12 protein-coding genes are annotated in these 15,370 nt (G+C 65.7%); 5 read left to right on the top strand and 7 right to left on the bottom strand.

Annotated elements, in window-relative coordinates; genetic code table 11:
* Window positions 1-81: 81 nt before the first annotated feature.
* From AC1D0O_RS00295 to AC1D0O_RS00280, 4 genes are all read right to left on the bottom strand, one after another.
* Window positions 82-558: a low molecular weight protein-tyrosine-phosphatase gene (locus AC1D0O_RS00295; protein ID WP_477651563.1), complete on the bottom strand. Its 477-nt coding sequence runs from the start codon at window positions 556-558 to the stop codon at window positions 82-84.
* 16 nt (window positions 559-574) lie between these two features.
* Window positions 575-856: a hypothetical protein gene (locus tag AC1D0O_RS00290; RefSeq protein ID WP_477651562.1), complete on the bottom strand. Its 282-nt coding sequence runs from the start codon at window positions 854-856 to the stop codon at window positions 575-577.
* A gap of 71 nt (window positions 857-927) precedes the next feature.
* On the bottom strand, window positions 928-1,152 hold the full coding sequence (locus AC1D0O_RS00285) for an AbrB/MazE/SpoVT family DNA-binding domain-containing protein (protein ID WP_477651561.1): 225 nt from the start codon (window positions 1,150-1,152) through the stop codon (window positions 928-930).
* A 132-nt stretch (window positions 1,153-1,284) separates the two neighbouring features.
* The gene (locus AC1D0O_RS00280; RefSeq protein ID WP_477651560.1) at window positions 1,285-2,676 is read right to left on the bottom strand and encodes a TIGR03862 family flavoprotein; all 1,392 of its coding nucleotides are present in this window, start codon (window positions 2,674-2,676) and stop codon (window positions 1,285-1,287) included.
* Window positions 2,677-3,095: 419 nt separating this feature from the next.
* Here AC1D0O_RS00280 and AC1D0O_RS00275 point away from each other — a divergent pair, with 419 nt between their 5' ends.
* Window positions 3,096-4,238: an ABC transporter substrate-binding protein gene (locus AC1D0O_RS00275; protein ID WP_477651559.1), complete on the top strand. Its 1,143-nt coding sequence runs from the start codon at window positions 3,096-3,098 to the stop codon at window positions 4,236-4,238.
* Between the two features lie 238 nt (window positions 4,239-4,476).
* Here the strand turns inward: AC1D0O_RS00275 and AC1D0O_RS00270 are convergent, their stop codons facing one another.
* The 3 genes from AC1D0O_RS00270 to AC1D0O_RS00260 are packed head-to-tail and all read right to left on the bottom strand — an operon-like array spanning window position 4,477 to window position 11,041.
* Entirely contained in the window at window positions 4,477-5,109 is a 633-nt protein-coding gene (locus AC1D0O_RS00270; RefSeq protein WP_477651558.1) for a hypothetical protein, read from the bottom strand.
* Window positions 5,110-5,153: 44 nt separating this feature from the next.
* On the bottom strand, window positions 5,154-8,456 hold the full coding sequence (locus AC1D0O_RS00265) for a UvrD-helicase domain-containing protein (RefSeq protein WP_477651557.1): 3,303 nt from the start codon (window positions 8,454-8,456) through the stop codon (window positions 5,154-5,156).
* Window positions 8,453-11,041, bottom strand: a complete 2,589-nt coding sequence (locus tag AC1D0O_RS00260) for a PD-(D/E)XK nuclease family protein (RefSeq protein WP_477651556.1) — start codon at window positions 11,039-11,041, stop codon at window positions 8,453-8,455. The genes AC1D0O_RS00265 and AC1D0O_RS00260 overlap by 4 nt, the downstream gene beginning before the upstream one ends.
* Window positions 11,042-11,223: 182 nt before the next feature.
* Between AC1D0O_RS00260 and trxA the strand changes: the two genes are divergently transcribed.
* The 4 genes from trxA (at window position 11,224) to AC1D0O_RS00240 (ending at window position 15,311) form a co-directional block, all read left to right on the top strand.
* Entirely contained in the window at window positions 11,224-11,556 is a 333-nt protein-coding gene (gene trxA, locus AC1D0O_RS00255) for a thioredoxin TrxA (protein ID WP_477651555.1), read from the top strand.
* 246 nt (window positions 11,557-11,802) lie between these two features.
* Window positions 11,803-13,065: a transcription termination factor Rho gene (gene rho / locus AC1D0O_RS00250; protein WP_007875125.1), complete on the top strand. Its 1,263-nt coding sequence runs from the start codon at window positions 11,803-11,805 to the stop codon at window positions 13,063-13,065.
* A 104-nt stretch (window positions 13,066-13,169) separates the two neighbouring features.
* Entirely contained in the window at window positions 13,170-14,864 is a 1,695-nt protein-coding gene (locus AC1D0O_RS00245) for an FxLYD domain-containing protein (RefSeq protein WP_477651554.1), read from the top strand.
* Between the two features lie 159 nt (window positions 14,865-15,023).
* The gene (locus AC1D0O_RS00240; RefSeq protein ID WP_411879876.1) at window positions 15,024-15,311 is read left to right on the top strand and encodes a type B 50S ribosomal protein L31; all 288 of its coding nucleotides are present in this window, start codon (window positions 15,024-15,026) and stop codon (window positions 15,309-15,311) included.
* The last annotated feature ends 59 nt before the right edge of the window (window positions 15,312-15,370 follow it).

Genomic DNA, 15,370 nt, shown 5'->3' with positions numbered 1-15,370 from the left:
AAAAGACCTCTCGCAGGCTCCACCGGCAGCAAAGCGCCTATGTACCGGATTGCAAATCCGGCCAGCCTGGATATCGTCCCGCTACAGTCGCTGCTCAACGTGGCGCATTAGCCCCTCGCAAGCATCCTCCACCAAGTCCAGCACATGCTCAAACCCGTCCTTACCGCCATAGTAAGGATCAGGCACCACCGGGCTGTCATGCGCCAAGCAAAACTCCGTGAGCCTGCGCACTTTGTGAAGATGCTCAGCGGGACATTCCTCCTGCACCAAAGCCAGGTTGTCCCAGTCCATGGCCAGGATCAAGTCGTGGTGTTCAAAATCCGCATCCGAAATCTGCCGGGCCCTGAGGCCTGAGAGGTCATAGCCTCGTTTGGAGGCATGCGCCTGTGAGCGCTCGTCGGGCGGGTTGCCGGGATGGTAGTTGTGCGTGCCGGCTGAATCGACCTGCACTTGGCCGCCAAGGCCGCGATCCAAAACCTTCTGTTGGAACACGCCATGAGCTGTGGGGCTCCGGCAGATATTGCCCATGCAGACAAAGAGGACGGAATACGGCTTCATCAATTTGACGACGGGGCTACTGGGCTGCCTCTTCAATCGCCTCTGTCGTCTGCAGCGCATGCTGCGCGATCTGCGCCGAGGCCAGTGCCAGCGAGGCCAGTGCGTAAGTGCCGCTGATGATGCCTTTGTAGGCCACTTCAGCTGCAATGGCATCCTGGCCCAGGCCTTCGGTGGCGGCGACGATGCAGGCCTCGACGCTGTCCAGGCCGGCATCGCCAAAGAGCTCTTCGCCTTCGTAGCTCACGCGGTACTCGAACTCTTCCTGCATCATGGGTTCGATGTTGAAACGGACAATCATGGCAAGCTCCTTTTTATTGGTGACATCACTTTTTTCCGGCTCGAAGGTCTGCTTGTCGACTCAACGCCGGTTCATTTAGCAAGCTGGTGGAAGGCGTCGCGGTGTTCACGCATGAATTCACGGCCGGCCTGGATCTGCTCGTCCAAAGCGGGGTTGTGGGGCGTGATGGCGTAACCGTCCGGCGTCTCCGTCAGGAACACGGACTCGCCTTTTTCAAGCTTGAGCCGCTCCAGCACCTCGCGCGGCAAGATCACGCCGATGGCATCGCCAATTTGGGTCAGTTTGAGAGTGTGCATGGCATACGCCTTTTAGTTATAGCGAATGTAATACCAATCCAAACCAGGGTTTTGCACCACCCTGGTAATGCCCAAGGCCAGCAAGCAAAGAAGCTCACTAATTAGCAGCGCTTGAATCCCCTGACCATCGGGCTACAAGCCGAAGTGCGCAATGACGCCCTGCCCCGCGGCGCGGCCACTGGCAAAACAGGCGGTCAGCAAATAGCCGCCCGTCGGCGCTTCCCAGTCCAGCATCTCGCCGGCGCAGAACACGGGCTGGCTGGGGCCCTGGAGCTTTTGCAATTGCAATGTCGCATCCATGGCCTCGAACATCACGCCGCCTGCCGTGCTGATGGCTTCGTCTAGGGGGCGGACAGCCGTGACGCGCACCGGCAAGGCCTTGATGCCGGCGGCCAGGCGCACCGGGTCGGCGATGGCGTCCTTGCCCAGCAGTTCGTAGAGCATGGCGGCCTTGATGCCGTCGAGGTTCAAACGGCTTTTGAGGTGGCTGGAGAGGGAACGCGAACCGCGCGGATGGCGCACCTCGACCAGCACCTGTTCGGCTGATTTGTCGGGCAGCAGGTCCAGCATGAAGGTGGCGCTGCCGTGGGCGGCGATCTCGTCGCGCAGCAAATGGGACGCGGCATAGACCAGGCTGCCTTCGACGCCGGTGGCGGTGGCGATGAACTCGCCTTTGCGACTGAAGCTGCGGCCGCGGGAGTCGGTGAAATGGATGGCGACGGACTTGAAGGGCTGGCCGGCGAAGCGGCTGGCGAAGTGTTCGGTCCAGCCGGCGTGGGGCTGCGGGCTTTTGCCTATGAGTTCCTGCAAAAATTCGCGGCGGGTTTCGCCGGGTTCGGCGACTGCCTCTTGCAGCTGCGCAGGGCTGTCGGGCCGCGCCGCGACGTCAAAGCCGCAATTCGCAGGCAGCAGCGGCGCGACCGCCACGCCGCGCGCGGCCAGCAGCGGCACCCAGGCGCCGTCGGAGCCGAGCCGCGCCCAGCTGCCGCCGCCCAGGGCCAGCACCACGGCATCGGCCTGCGCCAGCACCTCGCCGGCGGGCGTTGAAAACTTCAGTGCGCCGTCGTCGGCCCAACCGAGCCAGCGATGCCGCATGGAAAACTTCACGCCTGCACTGCGCAGGCGCTGCAGCCAGGCGCGCAGCAGCGGCGCGGCCTTCATGTCCTTGGGAAACACGCGGCCGGAGCTGCCGATAAAGGTTTCCACGCCCAGGGCCTCGGCCCAGGCGCGCAGCTCGGCCGCACCGAAAGCGGCCAGCAAGGGCTGCAGTTGCGCGGCGCGCTCGCCGTAGCGGCTCAGGAAAATCTGCGGCGGCTCGGAGTGCGTGAGGTTGAGCCCGCCTATGCCGGCCAGCAAAAACTTGCGTCCCACCGAGGGCATGGCGTCGTACACCTGCACGGACACGGCAGCCCCCGCGCCGGCCAGCGCCTCGGCGGCCATCAGCCCGGCGGGGCCGCCGCCGATGACGGCCACGCGCAGTGCGGCGGCGGGTGTTGATTCAAGAGAGGATGCGCCAGGTGTCAAGGGGATTCCGCGTGCAGCGGTCACAGGTTAAGCAGAGAAGAAAAACCGAAACGTTCGCGGTGGCGAAGGGCAAAGCGTCAAAGGCGGACGCGCCGGGTCGGAACAGGGATGACCCGATTATTACAGGGGCGCGACAAAGGCTCGCCGGGGGCGGCATGGCGCGTGCACATTTCGCGCGAACAGACCTCTTCAAAAAGGCCTGGCGGAGCGCTCCGTGATTTCCTAGCAACAGGTGCGGACAGTAAAAACACCCCACTCTTAGTACGAACAACTTAAGCAAATCTCAAAATCTGAGACTGGCCCGAAAAATTGTTGGATGAAGCTCGTGGTCCTCACCAAAGTGCCGCATACCCCATGCTAGGATTAATAAGCGTGCTTACCATCTCGGAAATCGCGCGTCCCAAAAACCGGAGACCCGATTGAACAAGCCGACCGCCCTTCCCCCCGCCCGCAGGCGTTTTCTTCAGCAATGCGGGACGGCCGCGGCGGTCTTCGCGGCGCCTTCCTGGGCCCAGTCCCGCACCTTGCGCCTGGGCACCACGGTGGACCAGACCGGCCTTGAAAAGGGCATAGGCGGCGACCTGGTGAAAGGCGCTTCGGCCTATTTCAACGCACTGAACAAGGCCGGCGGCATCAACGGCGCCAAGGTCGAGCTGGTCACGGCGGACGACCAGTTCAAGCCGGACCTCGCCAAGGCCAACGCCCTGGCCTTCCAGGCCGACAACTCGGTGCTCGGCATCCTGAGCCCGCTGGGCACGCGCCCCTGCGCGGCCATTGTGGAGACCATTCGCGATTTCGCGGTGGTGGGCCCGGTGGCCGGCGCCGCGGCGGTGCGCAAGAACAGCCCGCCCAATGTGTTCTGGGTGCGCGCGACCTTCGACGCCGAAATCGAAAAACTGATCCACACCGCCGTGACGCTGGGCACCACGCGCATCGGCATCGTGCACCCCAAGGACCCGCTGGGCCTGTCCATCCTGGCCTCGTTCCAGAAGGTCATGGCCGAGGTGAAGCTGGAGCCGGCGATCATCGCCACCACGCCGACCAACACCAGCACCGACGTGGAACCCGCCGCCAAGGCCATCGCGAAGGCCCAGCCGCAGGTGGTCATCATGGTGCTGTCGGGCGTGGCGCCGCTGTTCGTGAAAGCCTTGCGCGACGCGGGCGGCACCAGCACGGTCTACGGTTTATCCAACGCGGCCAGCGCCGTCAACATCGCGGCCATGGGCGAGAAGGGGCGCGGCGTGGGTTTCGCCATCATCGTGCCCTCGCCGGTGTCCAACAAAAACACGCTGGTGCGCAGCTACCAGGCCGACATGCAGGCCAGCGGCTGGAAGGACTACACGCTGTTCGGCCTCGAGGCCTATGTCAATGCGCGGGTAATGGCCGAAGGCCTGCGCCGCGGCGGCGCCAAGGTGACGCGGGACTCACTGATCAATGCGCTGGACGGCATCACCAATTTCGACCTGGGCGGCATGCGCGTCAGCTACGGCAACGGCAACCGCGTGGGCAGCACCTTTGTGGACGTGGGCGTTGTGGGATTTGACGGCAGGCTGCTGACCTGAGCCAATTACGAAAGGCTGAGGTAGGGTGAGGCCGGTTGGCCCCCACCCTAACCCTCCCCCAGCGGGGGAGGGGATCAATATTCCCCAGGTCTTTGTTCCGCTCTCCGTTTGTTTGTGTTGCTCCTTCCCCCGCTGGGGGAAGGCAGGGATGGGGGCCTGCGACCTCCGCAAAGCCGCCGCCGGCCCTTAAGCCACCTCGACGACTGTTCCCTGCCCTGCCAGGAGCCACTAGCCGGGCCTACATAGGCGGTGCAAAGCCGTTGCGCCCGACGATCACGCGCAGCGCGGTCGGCTTGCCGGCCTGTTCCTGCGCGGTGATCATGACTTTGGCACCGGGCACCAGCAAGACGTTCTCATCGGCCTTGCCGGGCTTGAAGGACACCACGGGGGCATTGGGCGGCACGATGACGGTTTTTTCACCGTCCTTGTAGCGCAGCGTGAGCTTTTGCCCGCCGGGCACTGTGGAGGGCGCGGCGGCCAGGTCGGCCACCGTGGCATTGGTCATGGTGCTCTCGGGCCGCAAGTCCCAGGGGCGATGGCCTTCACCAGTGCCGCGCGCGGCCTCGGGAAACACCACCACTTCGAGCGCCAGCTGGCTGCCGTCGGCCTGCGGCATGGCGGCCGTGCCTATGTAGCTGCCGGGCTTGATGTCGGCCAGTGCCAGCGGGTAGACCTCGGAGACGTCCATCGCGGCGGGCCGCACCAGTGTGATGACTTCACCGCTGCGCTCCCTGACGGTGAGGCTGGTGGCGTCGACTTTTTCAATCGTCGCACGCAGGCGCAGTGTGGGGTTGGCGGGCGCCTGCGCCATCGCGAGGGGAATGGCGGCCAGCAAGGCCAGTGAAACCGTCAGATGCTTGAACTTGAACATGGTTGCCTTTCAATCGGCAGGGATGCCGGGCAAGTTTGGTGAGATCACTCCACCACGACCACAGTTCCCTGTCCCGTGAGAAAAGCCGCCTGGACCGGTGCGCCCGGGTAAATGCGCTGGACCGCCGCGCGATAGGCCTGCAGCTGCGCGACCAGCGCGGGCTGCCGCTGCGGGGCGACAGCCGATTTGTAGTCGAGCACCCACCAGTGGCCTTCATGGCCGGCGTCCTTGCGCTGCACCAGGCGGTCCAGCCGCAGCGCCTGGCCGGCGTGGACCAGGTCGACCTCGTTGCCCTGCCAGGCCAACACCTCGGGCCGCCAGACCCAGGCGCCCTCGCCCGCCAGGATGCGGCCGGCCAGCGCGGCCGACTGTGCGGCCTGGGCCGGGCTCAACCTGAATTCACGGGCCGCGGCCGCCACCTGTTCGGGTAACAGCGCGCCGCCCCATTCGAGCAATCGGTGCATGCCCTTGCCTATGCGGGCTTTCAGGGAATCCTCATCCACATGCCCGGAAGCAGGCGGCTCGGGCATCAGGCTTTCGGGCAACTCCGGCAATTCGGGCAGGTAGAACACGCCGGCATCCGCAGCCTCAGGGCGCAGGCCGGCGCTTTCGTCGGCCACGGGCGCGGGTAATTCGGCCAGCAAGCCCTGCAGGCGCTGCCACCAGCTTTCGGTGGTGGCGCGGTAGGGTTCTATGGAGGAAATGACCAGGGTGTGGCGCGCGCGCGTAAGGGCCACATAGAGCGCATTGAGTTCTTCGCGCTTGCGCGCGGCCTGCTCGGCGGCCAGGGCCTCGGCGGCGCAGGCCGGCGGCCGGCTTTCACTGACCAGGAACACAAACTTGCGCGGCTCGGTTGCCTCGCCGGGCCAGTCGACCAGCACGCCCATGCTGTCGGCATTGCGCTCGACGGTGTCGGTGTCCAGCAGCAGCACGGCGTCGGCCTCCAGGCCCTTGGCGCCGTGGATGGTCAGGAGGCGCACCGCCTCGCTGCTGACGGTAGCCGGCGCCTGCGTGCCGCCGGCCTTGAGGGCGCGCACAAAACCGTAGGGTGTGGCGTAGCGGCCGCCGTCCAGCTCCAGCGACACGCCGAGCAGCGCGCGCAAATTGGCCAGCACCGCGCCACGCTGCGCGGCCGGCGCCGCGGCGCCAAAGCGGGCCAACACATCGCCGTCGTCATAAATGCCTTGCAGTGCGTCGTGCGGCGGCAGGCTGTCGAGCCAGCCCTTCCAGCGCGCGAGTATTTCGCCCAGGCCTTGCAGTTCGGGCGTCAGCAGTTCTTCTTTTTGCAGCAGCGCGTACCAGGGCGCGCCGTGTTCGCGCTGCAGCAGGGCGAGTTGCACCAGCTCGTTGTCAGCCAAGCTAAAGAGCGGCGAGCGCAGCGCGCGCGCCAGCGACAAATCATGTTGCGGCGAGACCAGCACGTCGAGCAGCGCCACCATATCGAGCACTTCGCAGCAGTCAATGAGCTCGGTTTTTTCGCCAACCTGGGCGGGAATGTGCAAGGCCCGCAGTTCATCCTGCAGCGGCAAGAGGCCTGCGCGTTTTCGTGAAAGCACCATCACGTCCTGGGGCCGCAACCCGCCGGCTATCTGCTCTGATATCCATGCTGCGGCTTGCCGCGCCTCGCGCGTGCGCAGGGTTTCCTCGGGCAGTTCGCGCGGCATGGTCAGGCTGTCGCGCCAGCCGGCGGCCAGCGTTGAGGCTTCTTCTTCATCCTTGTTGCGCGGGATAGCCGGCAGCCGGCCCACGGCGCCGGCCAGGCCCGAGGCGGTGGTGTGTTCGCGAAAGCCGTCATAACCGTCGGCCTCGCGCGCCGTGGCCATGGCGGCGTTGACGGTGTCTATGACGGCCTCGGCGTTGCGGCGCGTGTGGTCGCAACTCAGCAAATCGCCGCCCAGGCCGTGCACCACAAAAGCCTGCGCGGCGCGGAACACCTGCGGCTCGGCACGGCGGAAACGGTAAATGCTTTGTTTCGGGTCGCCCACCAGGAACACGCTGGGCGCCGTGCCCGCGCCCGAATAGCCGATGAGCCAGGCATACAGGGCCTGCCACTGCAGCGGGTTGGTGTCCTGGAACTCGTCGATCATCAGGTGGCGTATGCGCGCGTCCAGGCGCTCCTGCACCCAGCCCGACAGCACAGGGTCGGCCAGCATCAGCAGCGCGGCGCGTTCGACGTCGTTCATGTCGACCCAGCCGCGTTCGCGCTTGAGGGCGGTGAACTGCGCGATCAGCACGCGCGTCAGCCGCGCCAGGCGTTGCTGGTATTGCCAGGCGTCGTGCTGCTGGCGGGCGGCGGCCACGCGCAGCACCAGGTCCTGGGCAATGCGCACCTGTTCGATGCCGACGATTTTTTCACCGAACTTGCGCGGCGTGCCTTTTTCGGTCAGCAGGGCCGCGATGGCGGCCGGGATGTCGCCGGCCGTCAGCGCCTGTTCGAGCTCCACGCCCTTGGCCGAAAAAGTCGGTGCACTGGCGCGGCCCAGCGCAATGGCGGCGTCCCTCAGGGCCTGCCGGTGAAAGCGGTTGGTGCTGAGCAGCTCTTCGGGTTCGTCCAGGCCGCCGAATTCGGTGAACTGCGCGGTGAAGGGCTGCACCGAGGCGGCGATCACGCCTTTTTCATCGGCCAGCGTGAACTCGGTGCGCTTGTCGAGCGCGGCCTGCAGGGCCTTGTCGGCCTGGAAACGGCCGTGCGCCAGCACCACGGATTCAAAGTCGGCCTTGAGCGCGGCATCGGCCGCGACCGCCGCATAGAAGCGCCGCCAGACCAGCGCGCGTGCGGGCGCGTCGTCTTCCAGCAGTTCGTAGTTGACGGGCAGCTCGAGCCGCTGCAGCACCGCGACCGGCGCGCTGCGCAGCAAGGCGGCGAACCAGCTGTGAAAGGTGCGTATCTGCACCGAGCGCCCGCTGGCCAGAATGGAGCGGTAGAGGCTGGAGAGCTGCTCGCGCACCTGCTGCGCGGCGTTGCGGCCTTTGGCGCTGCCGAGGTCCAGCCGCACGCCGCGCATTTCAAGCTCGCGCTGCAGGGTGTCGTCGTCAGCATGGGCAAAGGCCTTGAGCCAGTCGTCCAGGCGCTCGCGCATTTCGCCGGCGGCTTTTTTGGTGAAGGTGATGGCCAGGATCTCATGCGGCAAGACCTGCTGCCCGGGCGCGGCGCTGGCGCCGTCCAGCAGGGCGCGCACGATGCGCGAGACCAGCATCCAGGTCTTGCCGGCGCCGGCGCAGGCCTCGACCGCGACGCTGCGGCGCGGGTCGCAGGCAATCGCGTAAAACGCCTCGGCCGAGACCGGCTCGCCGTTGCATTCGTAGGCGGCGGCGTGGGCGATCAAGGTGTTGGACGGTGGGGTCATGCGCCCTCCTCCCCGGCCGTGGCTTCTTCGTCCAGGCTCCAGAAGTCCTTGCGGCATAAACCACGCGCGGCGCAGTAATCGCAAGCCTTGCCTTCGCCCAGCGCCGGCAGGGCCGCGCCGCGTGCGATGCGGGCCATGTCGGTCAAGATGCTGTCTATCAGTTCATCGCGCAGGCCGACGATCTCGGCTTGCTCATAGGTTTTGGTCGGCTCTTTTTCGCCGAGGTTGACGTAGGCTGCGGCCAGGGTGTCGTCGCTCATGAGCGCGGCGTAGAAGGCCAGCTGGGTGTCTTCCTGGCCGTTCTTGATGCGCTCGGCCGTGGTGGAGCGCGGCTCGGTTTTGTAGTCGATGAGCAACGCGTGGCCGTCGGCCTGGCGGTCTATGCGGTCCAGCTTGCCCAGCAAGGTGAGTTCGCCCAGCGGCATTTCGCGCCAGACCTCGGCTTCATCAAAGGTGGCACCGGTCGCTTCATGCCCGGCCAGCCACGTCAGGTAGCCCTCGCGCACGCCTGGCCAGGCGGCGGCAAAGGGCAGGAACTCGCTTTCGCCGAGTGCCAGTTCCTGCGCGGCCTGGTCGGCCGCCGCATTGATCATGATGACGCGGGCGGTCGGGTCGGCTGTGGGCGCCGCCTTGAGCGCCTCATGGAAATGCCGCAGCAGGCTGTGCAGCCAGTTGCCGAAATCGCGCTTGCCGAGTTCGCTTTCCAGCTCCTCGGGCTCCTGCAGCTTGAGCTGGCGCAGCGCAAAAAACCGGTAGGGGCAGCGGCGCAGGTCTTCATAGGCGCTGGCCGAAAGCCGTGTGAGGGGCAAGGCCTCGCCGGTCGGAAAGGGATGCGGCGTGGGCTGGATGTCGACGGCGCGCAGGCTGCGCGGGTCGGCGGCGAGTTCCGTCTCTTCGGGCGCCTCATCGCGCGCCAGCAGCAGTTCCTGCACAAAACCGCTGGGGATCAGGTGTTCGCCGGATTCGCTGGTGCGCCAGAGCACGTCGACCCGCGGCGCCTGCAAGGCGTAGCGCCAGGCCTGGCGGGCTGCGGCGGCCAGGGTTTCGCGCGAGGGCAGGCCCAGCAGTTCGCGCTGGGTGGGCGTCCAGGGGCCGACGGGTTCGGGCGACACGGGCAGGCGAATCTCATCGCAGCCGGGCAGCACCACGGCGCGCATGGGCCGGCCCAGCAGCTGCGGCAGCGGCAGTATCACGACTTGCTCGGCCGGCGGATGCGGCGGCGCGAACTTGCCGCCTTCCAGGGCCTGGTTGGCCCATTGGGTGAAATCATTGAGGCGCATCACCGGCGAGGCCTGGAATTCGGCCTCGGCGCCTTCGTGCAGGCGCAGCACCTCGAGCACGGCCTGGCCAGCCTCGTCCTGCGCCAGTGCATCCCACTGGCCGGCCGCTTGCAGCGCGGCGCGCAGGTCACGCAGCCACACGGCCAGCGGGCGCGCGCGGGCCAGGGGCGCGCGCAGCGCATTGGCTTGCAGGGCCAGCGGCTGGGTGGCCAAAAAAGCCGGCGGCACGATGTCTTCGGCCGCGAAGGGGGGCAGGTCGCGCCAGGCGCGCACGCCGACGCGGCGCAGCTCGGTCTCGGCGGCCGTCACCAGCATGGACTCAAAGGCCGGCGCGTTCTTGAGCCAGTCGAGCACGGCGTCGGTGGAGGCGTCCCAGGGCAAGGCGCGCAGCAGGCTCATGAGGCCGGCGGCGGCGCGCGTGGTGGAAAGCTTCCAGCCGGTTTCGTCGCGCATGGCGATGCCGCGCTCGGCCAGCATGGCGCCGACACGGCGCGTGAGCTGGCGGTCCTGCGCAATCAGGGCGACCGGGCTGCGTCCCTGCGCCAGATGGGCCAGCACGCAGGCTGCCGCGCGGCCGGCTTCGTCTTCGGCGTCCTGGGCGGCGTGCAGCGCGGGCGGCGGGCTGGCCTCAAAGGGAATGCACAAGGGGATGGACAGCGAGCGTTCGCCGAAGTGCGCCTTGAGCGCCTCGGTCAGCGGGTCGGCCTGGAAGCCTTCGAGTACAGCGAACAGCGAGGGCTGGGCCTGGAATAGGCGGTCGGTGGGATAAGCCGAGGCCGCGGCCCAGGCCAGGGCGATGCGGCCCACGGCGGCCTCAAGGGCCAGCACCGGGGAATCCAGGCCCGCACCCAGGGCCAGCGCGAGCCGTTCGCTCCAGGCCCGGCGCCTGGCCGGCATGACGGCGCAAGCGACGCCGGCCAGGCTCCAGGCAGCCTCGACCAGGCGGCCGGCCAGCGCATCCTGTTGGCCGCCCAGCCCGGCCCGGTCCAGCAGCGAGGCGGCCGTCAGCATGTCGACGGCCACGTCCATGCGCAGATCGTCGCCCGAGGGCGTGAACAGGCCCAGTATGCCGCCCAGGCCGCCGGCCCAGTTCATGGTGGTCTCAAAACGCGGGACAAAAAAAGTGTCGCCGGCCTGCGCGGCCCAGGCCTGGCGCGCCTGCTGGATCAGCTGGGCATAGGGCAGCAACACGACGGCCTCGGCCGGGTGCACGCCACGCGCCGCGATCGCTTCGGCCAGCCGGGCCATGGCCTGGCGCCAGCAGAGCGCATCGGGCGGGGCAGCGTCGGTATGAGCAGGTGGCATTACAGGGTTTGGCGACGGGCAACAGGGGGAAGGATCAGGGCGGGCCGCATGCGGATTGAGCGGATGGCTATCAGGGTGATAGCCCCTGCCCGGCCGACCCGGCTACTTGCTTTCTGCCACAATGACTGCAACTTTAGCCCCGTACCGTATCGTAACCATCCTAACCAGACAAAGGAGCCGCCATGGCGAGCGAACTGATCAAACATACCACCGATGCCACCTTCGAAGCCGATGTGCTGCAATCCTCCAAACCCGTGCTGGTGGACTACTGGGCCGAATGGTGCGGTCCGTGCAAGATGATCGCTCCGATTCTTGACGAAGTGGCGAGCGGCTACGACGGCAAGCTGCAGATCGCCAAGATGAATGTCGACGAAAACCGCGACATCCCCGCCAAGTTCGGCATCCGCGGCATCCCCACGCTGATGCTGTTCAAGGACGGCCAGCTGGCCGCCACCAAGGTCGGCGCCATGAGCAAGGCCCAGCTGACCGCGTTCATCGACCAGCAACTGGCCTGAACGTTCACGCGCTGACCGGGAAGCACGGCCCAGGCCGCTTCCCGATCCGCGCAGCCCCTTCCGGCCACCCGCCGGCCCCCGGGAAAACGCCGCGATTTCCCGCCTGAATTTCCTGTCATAATGTGCTTTATTCACCGGTCGGCCCCTCGCCGCACGGTTCGAGTTCCCGGTTTGTAAGCCATCTTCTGCGGCTTCTTTTCAAACCTCCCCCGTTTTCCATCAATGAACTCCGCAAGGAGTAATTCCATGCACTTAAACGAACTCAAGGCACTGCACGTGTCTGAAGTCCTCAAGCAGGCCGAAGCCCTTGAGATCGAAAACGTCGGCCGCATGCGCAAGCAGGAGCTGATGTTCGCCATCATCAAAAAGCGTGCAAAAACCGGCGAGACCATCGTGGCCGACGGCGTGCTGGAAGTGCTGCCCGACGGCTTCGGCTTCCTGCGGGCCCCTGATTCGAGCTACACCGCGTCCACCGACGACATCTACATCAGCCCCAGCCAGATCCGCCGCTTCAACCTGCACACCGGCGACATGATCGAAGGCGAAGTGCGCACCCCGAAAGACGGCGAACGCTACTTTGCGCTGAACAAGCTCGACAAGGTCAACGACGGCCTGCCCGAGGACAACAAGCACAAGGTCATGTTCGAAAACCTGACCCCGCTGTTCCCGCGCGAGCAGTTCAAGCTCGAGCGCGACATCAAGGGCGAAGAAAACCTGACCAGCCGCATCATCGACATCGTCTCGCCCATCGGCAAGGGCCAGCGCGCCCTGCTGGTGGCGCCGCCCAAGTCCGGCAAGACCGTGATGATGCAGAACATCGCCCACGCCATCACCGCCAACTACCCCGAAGTGGTCATGATGGTGCTGCTGGTGGATGAGCGCCCTGAAGAAGTGACCGAAATGCAGCGCAGCGTGCGCGGCGAGGTGATCTCCTCAACCTTCGACGAACCCGCCGCGCGCCACGTGCATGTGGCCGAAATGGTCATCGAGCGCGCCAAGCGCCTGGTCGAACTCGGCAAGGACGTGGTCATCCTGCTGGACTCCATCACCCGCCTGGCCCGTGCGTACAACAACGTGCTGCCCTCCTCCGGCAAGGTGCTGACGGGCGGCGTGGACGCCAACGCGCTGCAGCGCCCCAAGCGCTTTTTCGGCGCGGCCCGCAACATTGAAGAAGGCGGCAGCCTGACCATCATCGGCACGGCCCTGGTCGACACCGGCAGCCGCATGGACGAGGTGATCTTTGAAGAATTCAAGGGCACCGGCAACTGCGAAATCCACCTGGACCGCCGCCTTTACGAAAAGCGCGTGTTCCCTGCCATCCACCTCAACCGCAGCGGCACCCGCAAGGAAGAACTGCTGCTGGCCCCCGAAATCCTCCAAAAATCGCGGATTTTGCGCCAATTCATGTACAACATGGACGAAATCGAGTCCATGGAGCTCATGCTCAAGAACATGAAAGCCACCAAAAACAACCACGAGTTCTTCGACATGATGCGTCGGGGCGGCTAAACAGCCTGGCGCGGGGTATGCCATTGCGGCATTCGCCCGGCGCCCGCCAGTAGCCTGCCGGGTTCGCGGGCCGTTTCATCAATTCCGGCTTGCAGGGCCACGCCATGACCACTGTTCTCCAGACGCTGAAATGCTCAGAATGCGGTAGCGGTGCATTGCGGCGCACCGATCTGAACCAATACGTCTGCGAACACTGCGGCGCGCGGTCGGTCATCGAGGACGGCGTTTCCGACCGTTTGGACCGCGTCCTTGAACAGGTCAAGGACGCCGCGGCCGAACGCCTGGCGGCAGAGCAGTCGCGCAACCTCAGGATATCGGTCGAGAAACTCTTTCAATATGGTTTGATCACGGCCGCGGTGGTCGTGGTCTTGGGCTTGCTTTTCTCCGCCCTGAACCATTTCAGCACGAAGGAACAGATCGCCGACGGTTCGCGCGCCAGCCTCCCGGAGCCGGACCGCGCCATTCCCGTCGGCGGCCTGAAGCTCGACGAAGGGCGCCAGGTGCTGGTCGGAAGCGGCAGTTCGGCAAAAGCCAAGCTACTGGTGATCGCGCGCAACGAGACCGGCAAGCCGCTCGAGCGCCCCGGCATCACGGCGGTTCTGTATTCCGAAGGCGGCAACAAGCTCGGCACCGCCAGCGAAACCCTGCCCGCGAGCCTGCTCGCTGCGGGCGAAACCGCACCGGTGCTGATTGATCTTCCGGGCGACAAAACAGTCACCCGCCACGAGTTGCAGGTGCAGCGCCTGAGCACTCCCCACCGCTCGGTCGAGGGGCCGCGACTGGCGTTTTCGCGCGTCCGGCTCGTGCAGGACGGAAAAAGCGACCTGCGCTTGGCGGGCCGCATCGTCAACACGCGCAAGGACGTGACGCTGGTGGCGTGCGAAGTGCTCGTGACGGCCTACGACGACACTGGGGCCATCATCGGATTTGGCCGCGGCTACGCGCAATCCGGCGAAGTCAAACCAGGCGAACGGACGGCCGTGGATGTGCGCATCCCGCGTTTTGGCGGCAGCGCCGCCGCCGTTGCCGCCTGGGATTACCGCATCAGCTACGCCGTCAAGACCGACGAAAGCAGCCGCATACCGGTCATCAGCGCTGATCGGGTGATACGCACCAACGGCGCACCCGAGACTTTTGGCGCCGGCTTGCGGATGAGCACCGAGGACCTGCTGGCCGAAGACAGCGAACGTTTTGACCTCGGCCAGCTTGAATTGCTGCCGCTTGTGGCGGGCCGGAGCCAGATCCAGCGGCCCCTGTACCTGACCGAGGTGGTGAACCGCAGCAAGGACATGATCGCCGTAGCACCCGGCGGCGTGATCTCGCATTACGACGGCAGCCAGCCTGGCGGCTCCGTTTCCATGGAAGAGATCGCCTACCTGTATCCCGGCGAACGCTTTCCCATCCGGCTGGAACCCCCAAGAACCGGCCGGATCACACAAACGCGCGTCGAATGGAAACCTTCGCGCCGGGCCGCGCTGCCGGGCTCACGCACGCCCCTGATGGTCCAGGTGGAAGGAACACGCGCGCAAACCGGCAGCGTGCTGCTCAATTTCAGCCAGCGCTTCAGCTACAAATATGTCGAGGTCAAAGGGAGCGTCAAAAACGCCGGAACCGCCATTGTGCGCAAGCCGCGGGTCTGGATCAGCTTGCGCGACCGCGACGGCCGGCTGACGGGTTTCAGGCGGGTCGACAACCTGCCGGCCATCGCGCCGGGGGAAAGCGTGCCATTTCAGGTGGATGTCGAACAAAACGGCGGGGATTTCCAGGCAGTCAGCTCGTTTTACCAGAGCACCGAATAGTCCCCGGAGCGGCCTGGGTGCCGGCGCCCGGCAAAACGCCCTTGCCGGGCGCCAAACCAGCACCTTGTTGGTGCCCCAACTTTTATGCGATAATGTGCGGCTTAGCGGAAAGTGCCCAGGACTGGCTTGTGTGGCTCCCGCATCGAACAAGGAAAGATCATGAAAGAAGGCATTCACCCCAATTACCGCGAAGTTTGTTTCCTGGACCTGTCCAACAACTTCAAGTTCGTCACCCGCTCCTGCGTGAACACCAAAGAAATGGTGAAAATGGACGACGGCCGCGAACTGCCCCTGTACAAGCTCGATACGTCCAGCGAATCGCACCCCTTCTACACCGGCACGCAAAAATCCGTCGACAACATGGGTGGCCGCGTCGAGAAATTCCGCAACCGTTTCGGCAAGACCACTGCCGCCGCCAAAGAGGCCGCGCCCGAAGCTGCGAAGTAAGCTGCGAATCCTTTCGCCAGCCTGCAAAAAGCAGCCTGAATTTCAGGCTGCTTTTTTTT

The organism is Polaromonas sp. P1_F2 (assembly GCF_056405735.1).
Note: the sequence above shows the minus strand (reverse complement) of the source record. Positions and strands in the feature narration are given on the sequence as shown.

Excerpts from the sequence above, each read along its gene's own strand:
- rho (WP_007875125.1), top strand. The coding sequence starts at position 11,803 with ATGCACTTAAACGAACTCAAGGCACTGCACGTGTCTGAAGTCCTCAAG.
- AC1D0O_RS00260 (WP_477651556.1), bottom strand. The coding sequence starts at position 11,041 with ATGCCACCTGCTCATACCGACGCTGCCCCGCCCGATGCGCTCTGCTGG.
- AC1D0O_RS00245 (WP_477651554.1), top strand. The coding sequence starts at position 13,170 with ATGACCACTGTTCTCCAGACGCTGAAATGCTCAGAATGCGGTAGCGGT.
- AC1D0O_RS00295 (WP_477651563.1), bottom strand. The coding sequence starts at position 558 with ATGAAGCCGTATTCCGTCCTCTTTGTCTGCATGGGCAATATCTGCCGG.
- AC1D0O_RS00240 (WP_411879876.1), top strand. The coding sequence starts at position 15,024 with ATGAAAGAAGGCATTCACCCCAATTACCGCGAAGTTTGTTTCCTGGAC.
- AC1D0O_RS00285 (WP_477651561.1), bottom strand. The coding sequence starts at position 1,152 with ATGCACACTCTCAAACTGACCCAAATTGGCGATGCCATCGGCGTGATC.
- trxA (WP_477651555.1), top strand. The coding sequence starts at position 11,224 with ATGGCGAGCGAACTGATCAAACATACCACCGATGCCACCTTCGAAGCC.
- AC1D0O_RS00270 (WP_477651558.1), bottom strand. The coding sequence starts at position 5,109 with ATGTTCAAGTTCAAGCATCTGACGGTTTCACTGGCCTTGCTGGCCGCC.
- AC1D0O_RS00265 (WP_477651557.1), bottom strand. The coding sequence starts at position 8,456 with ATGACCCCACCGTCCAACACCTTGATCGCCCACGCCGCCGCCTACGAA.
- AC1D0O_RS00290 (WP_477651562.1), bottom strand. The coding sequence starts at position 856 with ATGATTGTCCGTTTCAACATCGAACCCATGATGCAGGAAGAGTTCGAG.